The sequence below is a fragment of the Bacteroidota bacterium genome, assembly GCA_020402865.1.
In the GTDB taxonomy this organism is placed as follows: Bacteria; Bacteroidota; Bacteroidia; order Palsa-965; family Palsa-965.
Genome location: JADBYT010000031.1, coordinates 1 through 11,873, shown reverse-complemented (window position 1 = coordinate 11,873; position 11,873 = coordinate 1). Strand labels below are relative to the sequence as shown.

Sequence of the window (11,873 nt, the reverse complement as noted above, 5' to 3'; positions counted from 1 at the left end):
TTGATTTTACAGGATTTTTTGGCCGATTGAGGCGCTTTTTGAGTCAATACCTGTCCCGACAGTATTGTCGGGATTGGCGAAAAAAGCAACGAAGAGCGGTCAAAAAAGACGCAAAATCATTAGTAAGAAAAAATCCTAACAGACTCTAAGGGAACCGAATTTCTTTTCGGGGTATGAAGAATCCTTTAATACAATTCAGATTCCGGATACAAATTTGTATATGACTTTTTGTTTGTATTCCTGCACCTTCAAATGCCGGGCCCCCCTCAGTAAAAACACCCCTTACCGTGTCAAATGGTTTAAGATTACTGAATCCTTTATTTTGAATATCGTCTTTTATCTCTTCCTGTATCTTCTGATGCATGTATTCAATTACAGCACAATCCAGTTCCCTGATTATTAGATCGTGATATTCATCTTTATTATGGTTTTTATTTTTCGGGAACTTCCGGTCAGCTTTTTCCAGATCATCTTTCATCAACGTATAAAAACTTGCCAGAAGATCAACATATTCTGAATCTGAAAAATCAAGACAATGGTCTAATTGATAGATAACCCCAACAACAGAAGGCTTTTTTATTGATCCACGTTGCTTTTTATCTTTTGCCCAAATCAGAGCCCGCTCCAGATTATTTTCCCAAACATAGAAACCATGTCCGAGCCAGTCGTATGTTTCCTGACTTGTTTTAACGTTGTCGGGCTTATTTACCAACTCATCCCTAACTTCTTCATCACATCCATGAAAGCCTAACATCAGGTTAGGTCTTCGCCTATACATTGCTTAATTCAATTGCTTTTTTCAGATTCTGGTAATGACTGGTGAAGTTTCCTTTAGATGTTAAAATTTTAGCAGCGCGAAAAGATTCAATTATTGATTCTTTGTCTTTATTTTTTTGTTCCCGTGCAATTTTTTTTGCCAGAAGATTTAGCAGATGAAGTTGGTTATCGTTCATAAAATCAATGTATTTATACCCGTTCTTACAAATATAGTAATTACGCTAAACATTTGTGCATAATTTAACACATACAGAAATCTTGTATTTATCATCAACATCAAATATTTCCCCCGTTCAAAAACTCCCCGTAATTTCACGCCACACAATCATCAAATTCATGTCATCACCCGCCATCAGCCATACCGTAACCGAACGCTTTCTGCGCTACGTTCAAATCGACACGCAATCTGATCCCGCTTCGCCCGCCTGCCCCTCTACCGAAAAGCAGAAGAACCTGAGCCGTGTACTGGTGGACGAACTCAAAGCCATGGGCATTGCCGATGCCGAACTCGACGAGCATGGCTATGTATATGCCACCATTCCGGCCACCAGCATTAAAAACGTCCCCGTGCTCTGCTTCTGCTCGCATGTCGATACGTCGCCCGATTGTACGGGAGCCAATGTAAAGCCAATTGTACACCGCAACTATCAAGGCGGCGATATTGCGCTGCCTGCAGATCCGGCTCAGATTATCCGCGCTGCCGAACATCCTGCACTGTACGGCCAGCTCGGAAACGATATTATTACTGCCGACGGAACCACCCTGCTCGGTGCCGACAACAAAGCCGGTGTGGCCGAAATTATGGATGCCGCCCACCACCTCATGCAGCATCCCGAAATTCCGCACGGCAAAATCCGTATCCTCTTCACGCCCGACGAAGAAATAGGCCGTGGTGTGGATAAGGTGAATATGCAAAAACTCGGTGCGCAGTTTGGCTATACCATGGATGGCGAAACGCTCGGCCACCTCGAAGACGAAACCTTCTCGGCCGATGGCGCCACGCTCATCATTCAGGGCGTAAGCACGCATCCCGGCTTTGCCAAACACAAAATGGAAAGCGCCATCAAAATCGCGTCGCGCGTGGTCGAAAATTTGCCCAAAAACACCTGCTCGCCCGAAACTACAGAGGGCAAGGAAGGCTTTGTGCATCCCGTATCCATTGCCGGCACCATCGATCAGGCCACCATCCAGTTCATCATCCGCGATTTTACCACCGAAGGGCTGACGGAAAAGGCTGCAATGCTCGAACACATTGTGAAGGACGTGCTCAAAGGTTTCCCGCATTCGTCATACACCTTTACCGTAAAAGAGCAGTACCGCAACATGAAACTCGTGCTCGATCAGCATCCGCAGGTGGTGGATTATGCGCTCGAAGCTATACGCCGTGCGGGTGTGGAGCCTGTGCGTTCCAGCATTCGCGGCGGTACCGACGGGTCGCGGCTTTCGTTTATGGGGTTGCCCTGTCCCAATATTTTTGCGGGCGAACATGCGTTCCATTCGCGGCATGAGTGGGTTTCGGTGCAGGATATGCAGGCTGCGGTGCGCACCATTGTGGAACTGTGCAAGCTTTGGGAAGAAAAAGCCGAGTAATGTAAAAAAGAGGAGGAGCGAAGCCCCGGTGCATTAAAGTACCGTTCGCTCCGGCTTTCCCGGCGGTGCGGCACCGTGGCCGAATTACTTTTCACCCGCTCCGCACCTCTGGTCAATCCGGGCTAGGATCTCATTCCGTCAGGTGCATTTAACCGGTTATTGCGTCAACTCACCCGGCTGCAAAACGGGGCTTGACTTTTGCAGTAAATACACACCTGTTTCCGCAGTAATAGTGTTAACTTCGTACTGCATCCGTTTTCGTGCTGCGCGGGCCGGATGCATTAAGCTACCTGACCATGAAACGTATTCTGTTTTTCGCTGCCTTCCTGCTCGTGTTTGCAAGTGCATCTGCGCGCGAGGTTACGGCCAATCTCACCTGGTGCGCATTCAGCACACCCGATGATAAAACCTACCTCGAAACCTATCTCTCTGTAATCGGCAATTCGGTTACTTACAAACCCAATGCATCCGGCCGTTTGCAGGCAGCAGTGAATGTGGTAATAACCATCACCTCCGGCGATGGTAAAAGTGTGGAGGCCGTGCGCGAATATGTGCTCAACAGCCCCGAAGCGGCAGATACCACCAACCTCCCCAATTTTCTCGATCTTCAGCGTTTCACCCTCAAGCCGGGCGCCTATACCGTACAGCTCATTATTTCCGATAAAAACCGGCCCGGGCAGGAACGCAAAATCATGAATGCCCGTTCGCTTTTTGTCGATATTGATCCTGATTCGGTGAGCGTGTCGGGTGTGGAATTTGTGGAAATGGCGCGGCCCACCACACAGAAAAACCTGCTCAGCAAAAGCGGTATGGATCTTATTCCGTATGTGTCGGAGTTTTTCCCCGGCAATATGAATGAACTGAAGTTTTATGCCGAACTGTACAACACCCCCGCCAACGTACCTGCCGATCAGAAGTTTGTGGTGCTCTATTCCATCGAGTCAGTAGTATCGGGCCAGAAAATGAGCGACTATACTGCATTCGCCAAATTTGGGCCGCAGCCGGTGGTGCCCTTGCTTCAGTCGTTTGATATTACCAAGCTGCCCGGCGGCAATTATGTGCTGGTGATTGAAGTACGCAACGCCGCCAACCGCCTGCTTACCGTGCGCCGCACTCCGTTTGAACGTTTCAATCCCAATGTCACCTTCATGCTTACCGATGTAACGGCTGTAGATGTCAGCACCTCTTTCATTGCTTCGGTTACCAGTCCCGACACCCTGCGCGAATACATTCGTTGTTTACGCCCCATCAGTACCGAAGCCGAAAAAGACTTTGCCGAAACACAAATCAAAACCGGCGATGTGAAGCTCATGCAGCAATACATCCTCAACTTCTGGCTCAGCCGCAACGAGAAAAATCCGCAAGCAGCTTGGCTTACCTACAAAGCCGAAGTGGACAAAGTAAACCGCGAATTCGGCACACCCATTCTGCGCGGGTACGACAGCGACCGCGGCCGCGTATATCTCCAGTATGGCCCGCCTGATCAGCGTACGTTTATGACCAACGAGCCAAGCTCCTATCCCTACGAAATCTGGCAGTATTACACCATCCGTGGCAATCCGGCCATGCCGCAAAACGGTGCCATGACCAGCAATCAGCCCGGCAACACCACACAAACCAACAAACGCTTCGTATTCGCCAACTTCGATCTGGTAACCAACAACTACCAGCTCATTCATTCCGACGCCCGTGGCGAAGTACGCGACGACAGCTGGCGCGCCCGCCTCACCAAACGCGACAACTCGCCCCGCAACGTGGATCAGACACGCGGCAACAGCCACTGGGGCTCACAGGCCGATGATTTGTTTGCTAATCCAAGATAAAGTCTGCAATTCATCAGTGGTATTTATATACAATCCCCGGTGCTGTATTTGAACAGGATCGGGGATTTTTAGTGTATAACAAATCGCACAATATCGTTTCCTGACTTTCGTTATTAACACTGCATGAAAAAGCTGATTTTGTGTGCAGCTGGTTTTTCGGTTGCCTTTATTCATATACTCCTTATGTTCATATATCCGGTATCTGTTTCGCACACAAGCAACCTTTCTGTTCATCAGATAAAAGCTGTAGGTATTGGAATGGATAAATCACAAGTAAAAAACCTGCTTGGCGAACCGGTAGAGGAGTCATTTACCACCTTTCAATATACACAAGCTTACTATGCTAATTATCCCATGCTTTGGGTCCATTTCAACGATTCGGGGAGGGTTAAGGAGGTATATGCCAAGTATTACCATTATTTCGACGACAGGGGAATTTACGGGCTAAGCAAAAACGATTCGGGAGAAGTATTTTGTTGGGGAGAAGAAGCGTTGAAAAACTATTTCCGGAACGAGTAAAATCATTTCTTCATTCCTTCCATTCCCACACCAGCGCCCCGTCGTGTTTGGCATCCCAGAATACGGTTTTGTGTTGTGCACAAATCGTTTTCCACTTCGCAATTTTTTTATCGCTGTTTGATCCGTCGGCCACTACCAGAAACGGGGTGGTGCGTTTCAGCAAACTGTCTAACCGGCTGCCGGTACTTTGCGTAAGCAGCAGCATATCGCAGTGGGTGTGTATTTCTTTCCAGCGCATTTTTCGCGGCACACGGAGAATAAGTTTTCCTTGTGTCTGAATCCAGTTTCCTTCGGCGGCAGCCAGCGGGTGGCGCATGTGCAGCGTGTGCGTAAGCAGGGTAGGGGCAACAGGTGTTAGTCCGCTTTTGCGCCAGCCGGGAGTAATATGAAAATCGCTAAGGCCGGGCTGTCGCACAAAAACGCTGTCGGTAAAAAGCAGATGGTTCCGGCCCTGCTGTGTACCAATGGCGGTGCTGCCGGGCAGGCTGTAAACGGTGAGTTTGCGGGTTTCCCGCTGTGCTACGTCTTCGGCGGCAATAGTCAGCAGCAGCAGCACGGTTGCCGCTGCCGAAACGGAGAGTAAACGCGGGCGTTGCAGCCACAACCAGCACACTGCCGTGGCCAGCAGGGTGTAAAGCATTGCAAGCTGCCACAAACTCCACCGGCTGGTATAGAGCACGGCGGCGGGCAGAAATTCGGTGTAGCGCACGGCACCGTTCAGTACATCAAGCAGCCAGCACAGCGGCATGGCTACCCACTCAGCCGCCTTTCCCAGCGGCGATACGGCCAGCAGCAGCAATCCGCCATACATCACCAGCGTAGAAGCCGGAATAACCACCAGATTCGACAGCAGGAAGTAAAGCGGAAACTGCCCGAAATAATACAGTCCAAGCGGAAACGTAACCAGCTGCGCCACCAGCGTAACCGATATAAGGCTCCACAGCCAGCGCATTACGCGTGTTTGCGGCTGCCATTGTTTCTGAAACACCGGTTGCAGCACCACAATGCCGCCCACCGCCAGAAACGAAAGCTGAAAGCCGATATCGGTAAGCAGCTGCGGCTCCAGCACCAGCAACAGCAAAGCCGCTGCGGCCAGCATATTCAGTATATGGCCGTGGCGCTGAAACGGTTTGCCCGCCACCACAAAACTCAGCATGGTCACCGCACGCAGCACCGACGGCGAAGCGCCTGTGAGCATGGCATAGCCCCACAGCGCCGCCAGCATTACTGCCGCCTGCCAGTATTGTCCGCCGCGCAGCCTCAGCATGGGTGCCAGCAGCCAGCTCAGCGCCGTAAACAACAGCGCCACATGCATGCCCGATACCGACAGCACATGCAGCGTGCCCGATGCGCTGTAGGCCCGCAGCAGGCCGGGATCAATTTCATCGTCGTTGCCCAGCAGCAAGGCCTGCGCCACCGCCAGCCTGTCGCCATCCAGTCCGGCCTGTTGCAGTGTGCGGGCAAACCACTGCCGCAGTTCAAGTGCCGCAGCTTTCGGCCCAAAGCCACCGTTTTGCGATAAGCGTTGCCAGTGCGCATTATCGGGCATGAGCCGCATACCAATGCCTTTGTGCTGTAACCACGCTGCATAGTCAAACTCGCCGGGGTTACGTGGCGGCGGCACTTTTTCGGGCGGTGCGGCCACCAGCAGTTCATCGCCGTAGCGCAGTGCCGCCGCTTCCTTGCCGCGTTTCAGGTTCACCAGAGCGCCGCCGCGGTAAGGCTGCCAGCCCTTTTCCGTATGCACGGCCAGCACATCGGCTGTTAGTTTTACAGTTTTCTGCCGCTGCACCGGTGTTTCCGTAATGCGCACCAGCACGGCATTACCCGCCGGCACCTGGCGCGGTAACGCCTGTTCCGCAAGCCCCATGCACATCCATCCTGCACCCGCAAACAATACCGGAATCCAAAGCATATCACGCAATCCCGGCAGCCGGGCCGGCCTGCGCCACCAGTAGCGCATGAACCCCGTAAGTGCAATGCCCCCCGCCAGCAAACCACCCCACCAGGGCAGTCCGCACACCCCCATGCACATGCCTGCCACAAAGGCAATTAACGGACGCAGCAACGGAAACTGACTCCAGCGGAGGGGCACCATACACAGGTTTTTCGACGAAGCTAACTGCCCCTCCGATACGTTTTTTAAACCGGTGTTTCTCCACAGAAATATGGATGTCGGCACGTAATCAGCCTCATAAACCGCTAAATCAACTCAAAGCCATTTTCAATCATTTAAACGCGGAAAATGAATGTCCAACGTTTTTTCGCTTTTTCAGGTCTTCATTTACGCTGCAATGCGCTTGGTAAAATGGACTAAAACACGACTTGCAACGGTCTTCTGAAAAAAAACTTTCAATGTGAATTCCTCATTATCAGTAAGTTTCCGGCAAACGAAAAAAAAAGTGCGTTACGCGCTTGCCAGAATGCGCGGCTTGAGTACTTTTGCCCCCGGAGAGATGGCAGAGTGGTCGATTGCGGCGGTCTTGAAAACCGTTGAGGGTTAAACCTCCGGGGGTTCGAATCCCTCTCTCTCCGCTAACAGCCTTCGGGCTGTTTTTTGTTTTGGAGAGGTGGCAGAGTGGTCGAATGCGCCGCACTCGAAATGCGGTATACTCGTAAGGGTATCGGGAGTTCGAATCTCCCCCTCTCCGCTTAATACACAAGCCGGTCCGCCTTTTGGGCGGACTTTTTGTTTTAAGGGATTTTTGGGGGAGATGATAATTTCTCCCAAAAATTCCCTGAAACAAAAACGGAGCGCAGCGACCGGCTTGTATTTTCAGATGCGGAGACGAGGAACTCACGCGACGAAGGAGCGTAATCTCCCGGAGAAATTTATTCCAGTAAATGTTGACGTTGAGATAAGGCTGCTGAAACAAACTTACTTTTCAGATCAATAAAATAGTCAGGGTAAACTATTTTATTATTCCTGCCTTTTCAATGGCGTAATTCTACTTGTATCCAGAAATTAGCCAGCATTTATTTTTGCCTGTACTCACACGTTACCAAAGTGCCAATGAACACCGCATCTCCATACGAAGTAATCATCATCGGCGGCAGCTACGCCGGACTTTCGGCCGCATTGGCGTTGGGGCGTTCGCTCCGCAATGTGTTGGTGCTTGATCATGCAAAGCCCTGTAACCGGCAAACACCGCATTCGCATAACTTTCTCACGCACGACGGACGTACACCGCTTGAAATTTCACAGCAGGCGAGGCAGGAGGTTGAAAATTACACGACGGTGAAATTTGCTGCCGATACGGCTGAGCAGGCGGTGAAAACCGATACAGGCTTTGAAATTACAACCGCTTCGGGTGCAGCGTATGGGTGCCAAAAACTCATCCTTGCCACCGGCTTACAGGATATTATGCCGCCGGTTTTGGGTTTTGCCGAATGCTGGGGCATTTCAGTAATTCATTGCCCGTATTGTCATGGCTATGAAGTACGCAATGAAATAACCGGCATTTTGGGCAATGGTGAAATGGCGCTTGAGCTGGCGGTGATGGTGCGCCGGTTAACAGCCCGGCTGAGTATTTTTACCAATGGCAGAGCCACTTTCAGCAATGAAGTGCGTGCAATGCTGGAACAGAAAAACATCCGCATCGAGGAAGCAAAAGTAACCGCGCTCCTCCACACCAATGGCCGGCTCGAAAAAGTGGCGCTGGCCGACGGGCGCAGCATTGCCGTAAAAGCACTGTATGCCCGGCCCGATTTTGTGCAGCACAGCCCCCTGGCCGCGCAGCTGGGCTGCGAACTTACTGCCGCAGGTCACATTCAGGTAAACATGATGCAGGAAACTACTGTGCCCGGTGTATATGCCTGTGGCGATAACAGTTCGGTGATGCGTTCGGTAGCGAATGCGGTGGCGGCAGGCAACATGGCTGGTGCGGCCATTAACCACAGCCTTTGCCGGGAAGAATTTTGATGCCATTATTCTGTAATCACCAGCCGCGACGTTTGGCGGGTCTGGCCGCGTGTCCATTCCACCACATACACACCGGCCGGCAATGCTGTTAATGCCAGCACACACGAAGCGCCCGCCGCAGTGGTTTGCGTAATCACCTTTCCCTGCATATTGCAGAGTGTGATGCGGCCATTGCCGGCGCCCGGCCAGTGCAGTGTCACTTCTTGCCGCGCCGGATTGGGCATTACCTGAAGTTCGGGTGTAGTGGTTTGTGCAGGCTGCGGCTGGATGCTCAGCAAACTGCCCGGCGCTGGATTGAGATACAGCACATACACATCACCATCCACAAAGCCCGGCAAAAGCACATCGGCCGAATCGGCGGTGAAGGTTATGCTGCCGGTGTAAGTGGTTTGCGGCGCTGCCAGCGGCACCGAGTAGCTCACATTGTTGCTCGGAATACGCTGCACCACCAGCGGAACCGTAACATTGCTGCCAAACGGATAGTGACGGATGCGTATGGTTACATTGGCCGGCGCATTGTGCGAACCAAGATTGGGATTATCGTACCGGCCGGCAATAATTTTCAGTTCCTGCAGTGTGGTATCCACGCCTGCCAATGCCACCGTGCGCACATGTGTAGATGACGTATTCACCCGCGCAGCACCGATTTCGGCGTAGGCACGGTGCAGCCAGTAGTTGGGCTGCGGCGTGGCATTGTCGTACATAAACAAACCGTTGAGGCCGTGCTCGCAGTTGCTCCAGCTTATCACGTTGTTGCTTTCGTTCCAGCAGGCGTGTGAGGCCCAGTCCACACCGGCCTGTTCGAGATAATACAGCCAGCCGGCATTCCAGCCCGGAATGGTGCTGTTTGCCGGACCGGCATACTCAGGAATAAGAACAGGCAAACCGGCCGCCCAGGCGCGCACGGCCAGCGAATCGCGCACCTGCTGTACATGCACAGGCACATCTTCCGGCGCACAGAACTCGTGCCACGAAACGGCATTCACCTCGCCGCCAGCCGCATGCAAACTGTCGAGAAAATGCAGGATGGGTGTCACCGAAAAATTACAGCTGCCAAATCCGAATTCTGGACCTACAATACGGGCATTGGGAATAATACCGTGAATAATACTGTCGGAACGGCGGTACATTTCAATCCACTGCGCGTAATTGCCTGTCCAGAAATTATCCGGTTCACCCCAAAGATCCCAATAGTCAACCGGACTTCCCGTAACCACCGAATTGGTGACAACGGCAGTAAGGAGGCTGTCCCAGCTTTGCCAGTTGTTTTGCCAGGGCTGGCTTTGTGTTTGCGAAGGAATGTTGTTAACGATCATGTACAGATCGTTGAGGTTGATGGTGATTTCGGGATTGAAGCGGGCGGCATCCTCGTAGCTGCTGCCTGCGAGAAAGTAGGCCCCCAGCCGCCAGAATTCGGGCCGCAGTTTAGCCACCATTTCCGAATCAAGTGCGGCCGGATTGCCGTGCAGGAATCCCTGCATGAATCGGGTGCCGGTATCGGCGGGCTGGTTGCAATGGATAAACAGGGTTTCCTGCGCGCGGAGCGGGGCAAGACTAACCAGAAGAAAGAGTAACAGCAGGTAAGGGCGTTTGTGCATAAAGAAAAACAGTAGCTTACCAAAAATACGCAATGGCAGCGCAACCGCCAATGCATAAAAAAACGCCGCTGCACATACATGCAGCGGCGCCTTTAATAATCAAATGGCTTAGAGGCTCTTCAGCGCAGCCATGATATTCTCAAAATTAGGCTGCTCGCCGGCGTTCTCAAGCACTTCGGCATAGCGGATGGTGCCGTTTGCATCAATTACAAATGCCGCGCGTTTTGATACGCCTTTCATACCCAGCACGAAATCGGCATAAATAGAACCGTAGGCGGTGCTTACTTCTTTATTGAAGTCAGAAAGCAGATCGAAATTCAGGTTCTGGTCGGCTTTGAATTTGCCTAAGGTAAAGGGCGAATCCACGCTGATGCCGAAAACTTTGGCGTTTACGGTGTTGTAAGCAGCAATATTATCGCGCACCGAGCAGAGTTCTGCTGTGCATACGCTTGTAAATGCCATGGGGAAGAACAACAGCAGTACATTGCTGCCTTTTTGTGCCGAAAGGCTTACTTCCTGTTTTTCAGTGTTGAATAATTTAAAATCGGGGGCGGTTTGTCCGACAGTAAGGCTCATGGTTTGTGTTTTGAGTGTGAAATTTGCGGTAAAGATCAGAAAAACAACAGTTGAACGCGCAGGATGTTCGGCACAATTAATTTGAACTTCACGAAACGCTAAAAACTCTTTACTTTGTATCCTATGCTCGGGGCGTTTTTTCCCTTATTTATTACCTTCCGCTGGCAGGATGCGCTGGATATTGTGCTGGTGGCCTTGCTGTGCTATCAGCTTTACAGGCTGGTGCGGGGAACGGCGGCGCTCAACATTTTTGTGGGCATACTCATTTTTTATTCCATTTTCCGCCTTGTCCGGTTGCTTGATCTCGAACTGTTCAGCAGCATTCTGGGCAAGTTTATTGATGTGGGTGTAATTGCGTTGCTCATTGTGTTTCAGCAGGAACTCCGGCGTTTCTTCCTTTTTATCGGCACCAACAATCTTTTCAGACAGCCGCAATGGCGCAAGGTGCTTTTCAACTGGCGCGATGAAGACACCGAAGGTTTGCTTGATATTAATGCCGTGGTAAAAGCCTGCCGAAACATGGCCGCGTCACGCACCGGCGCCATTCTGGTGTTTGCCCGCAACAGCGATCTCAAATTTTACTCCAACACCGGCGATCCGATCGACGCGCGCGTATCGGTACGCATGCTCGAAAGCATCTTCTTTAAAAACAGCCCGCTGCACGACGGCGCTATTATTATTTCGGGCAATACCATCCGCGCTGCGCGCTGCGTATTACCTGTTACCGAAAACAACGAATTCCCCGCGCATCTCGGCATGCGCCACCGCGCCTCCGTAGGCATTACCGAAAATACTGATGCCATTGCCATCGCTGTGTCTGAACAAACCGGCGAAATTGCCTTCGCCAGCGACGGACAAATGGAAAGCAACGTGCAGCCCGAACGCCTCCGCGAACTCCTCGAAAAATACCTTACGGATAAGAAGTAACTAATTTTATGCATCGGTGCCTTCGACAAGCTCAGGCACCGGTGCATAAAACATCGGTGCCTTCGACAAGCTCAGGCACCGGTGCAAAAAACATCGGTGCCTTCGACAAGCTCAGGCACCGGTGCAAAAAACATCGGTGCC

At 51.5% G+C, this 11,873-nt stretch carries 10 protein-coding genes and 2 tRNA genes; 7 read left to right on the top strand and 5 right to left on the bottom strand.

The genetic code is table 11. The features are described from left to right. Window positions 1-145: 145 nt before the first annotated feature. Together IM638_18045 and IM638_18040 are read right to left on the bottom strand one after the other, a co-directional pair. Window positions 146-778 (bottom strand): hypothetical protein, encoded by a 633-nt coding sequence (locus tag IM638_18045; protein MCA6364937.1) that lies wholly within the window; start codon window positions 776-778, stop codon window positions 146-148. Beyond that, window positions 771-953, bottom strand: a complete 183-nt coding sequence (locus tag IM638_18040) for a hypothetical protein (GenBank protein ID MCA6364936.1) — start codon at window positions 951-953, stop codon at window positions 771-773. Before IM638_18040 ends, IM638_18045 begins: the two co-directional genes overlap by 8 nt. 160 nt (window positions 954-1,113) lie before the next feature. On the opposite strand from IM638_18040, the gene pepT reads away from it, so the two are divergent. The 3 genes from pepT to bamE all read left to right on the top strand — a co-directional run bounded on the left by pepT (window position 1,114) and on the right by bamE (window position 4,709). Next, a complete protein-coding gene (gene pepT / locus IM638_18035; protein ID MCA6364935.1) occupies window positions 1,114-2,367 on the top strand; it encodes a peptidase T in 1,254 nt (417 codons plus the stop codon). A gap of 296 nt (window positions 2,368-2,663) precedes the next feature. Then, window positions 2,664-4,190 (top strand): GWxTD domain-containing protein, encoded by a 1,527-nt coding sequence (locus tag IM638_18030; GenBank protein ID MCA6364934.1) that lies wholly within the window; start codon window positions 2,664-2,666, stop codon window positions 4,188-4,190. A 123-nt stretch (window positions 4,191-4,313) separates the two neighbouring features. Then, the gene (bamE, locus tag IM638_18025; GenBank protein MCA6364933.1) at window positions 4,314-4,709 is read left to right on the top strand and encodes an outer membrane protein assembly factor BamE; all 396 of its coding nucleotides are present in this window, start codon (window positions 4,314-4,316) and stop codon (window positions 4,707-4,709) included. A gap of 10 nt (window positions 4,710-4,719) precedes the next feature. Here the strand turns inward: bamE and IM638_18020 are convergent, their stop codons facing one another. After that, window positions 4,720-6,807, bottom strand: a complete 2,088-nt coding sequence (locus tag IM638_18020) for a ComEC family competence protein (protein MCA6364932.1) — start codon at window positions 6,805-6,807, stop codon at window positions 4,720-4,722. Between the two features lie 352 nt (window positions 6,808-7,159). On the opposite strand from IM638_18020, the gene IM638_18015 reads away from it, so the two are divergent. From IM638_18015 to IM638_18005, 3 genes are all read left to right on the top strand, one after another. After that, window positions 7,160-7,244, top strand: a tRNA-Ser gene (locus tag IM638_18015). Between the two features lie 29 nt (window positions 7,245-7,273). Next, window positions 7,274-7,360, top strand: a tRNA-Ser gene (locus tag IM638_18010). Window positions 7,361-7,722: 362 nt separating this feature from the next. Beyond that, entirely contained in the window at window positions 7,723-8,631 is a 909-nt protein-coding gene (locus IM638_18005; protein ID MCA6364931.1) for an NAD(P)/FAD-dependent oxidoreductase, read from the top strand. Window positions 8,632-8,636: 5 nt separating this feature from the next. Here IM638_18005 and IM638_18000 read toward each other — a convergent pair whose 3' ends face one another. Then, window positions 8,637-10,229 carry a T9SS type A sorting domain-containing protein gene (locus IM638_18000; GenBank protein MCA6364930.1) on the bottom strand — a complete coding sequence of 531 codons (1,593 nt, stop codon included), beginning with the start codon at window positions 10,227-10,229 and terminating at the stop codon, window positions 8,637-8,639. 108 nt (window positions 10,230-10,337) lie between these two features. Beyond that, window positions 10,338-10,805 (bottom strand): redoxin domain-containing protein, encoded by a 468-nt coding sequence (locus IM638_17995; GenBank protein ID MCA6364929.1) that lies wholly within the window; start codon window positions 10,803-10,805, stop codon window positions 10,338-10,340. 123 nt (window positions 10,806-10,928) lie between these two features. On the opposite strand from IM638_17995, the gene IM638_17990 reads away from it, so the two are divergent. Beyond that, window positions 10,929-11,732, top strand: coding sequence for a TIGR00159 family protein (locus tag IM638_17990; GenBank protein ID MCA6364928.1), 804 nt, complete (start codon window positions 10,929-10,931; stop codon window positions 11,730-11,732). Window positions 11,733-11,873 lie beyond the last annotated feature (141 nt).

What these genes read in the sequence shown, in the direction of transcription:
- IM638_18045 (MCA6364937.1), bottom strand. Translation starts at nt 778, where the DNA reads ATGTATAGGCGAAGACCTAACCTGATGTTAGGCTTTCATGGATGTGAT.
- IM638_18040 (MCA6364936.1), bottom strand. Translation starts at nt 953, where the DNA reads ATGAACGATAACCAACTTCATCTGCTAAATCTTCTGGCAAAAAAAATT.
- pepT (MCA6364935.1), top strand. Translation starts at nt 1,114, where the DNA reads ATGTCATCACCCGCCATCAGCCATACCGTAACCGAACGCTTTCTGCGC.
- IM638_18030 (MCA6364934.1), top strand. Translation starts at nt 2,664, where the DNA reads ATGAAACGTATTCTGTTTTTCGCTGCCTTCCTGCTCGTGTTTGCAAGT.
- bamE (MCA6364933.1), top strand. Translation starts at nt 4,314, where the DNA reads ATGAAAAAGCTGATTTTGTGTGCAGCTGGTTTTTCGGTTGCCTTTATT.
- IM638_18020 (MCA6364932.1), bottom strand. Translation starts at nt 6,807, where the DNA reads ATGGTGCCCCTCCGCTGGAGTCAGTTTCCGTTGCTGCGTCCGTTAATT.
- IM638_18005 (MCA6364931.1), top strand. Translation starts at nt 7,723, where the DNA reads ATGAACACCGCATCTCCATACGAAGTAATCATCATCGGCGGCAGCTAC.
- IM638_18000 (MCA6364930.1), bottom strand. Translation starts at nt 10,229, where the DNA reads ATGCACAAACGCCCTTACCTGCTGTTACTCTTTCTTCTGGTTAGTCTT.
- IM638_17995 (MCA6364929.1), bottom strand. Translation starts at nt 10,805, where the DNA reads ATGAGCCTTACTGTCGGACAAACCGCCCCCGATTTTAAATTATTCAAC.
- IM638_17990 (MCA6364928.1), top strand. Translation starts at nt 10,929, where the DNA reads ATGCTCGGGGCGTTTTTTCCCTTATTTATTACCTTCCGCTGGCAGGAT.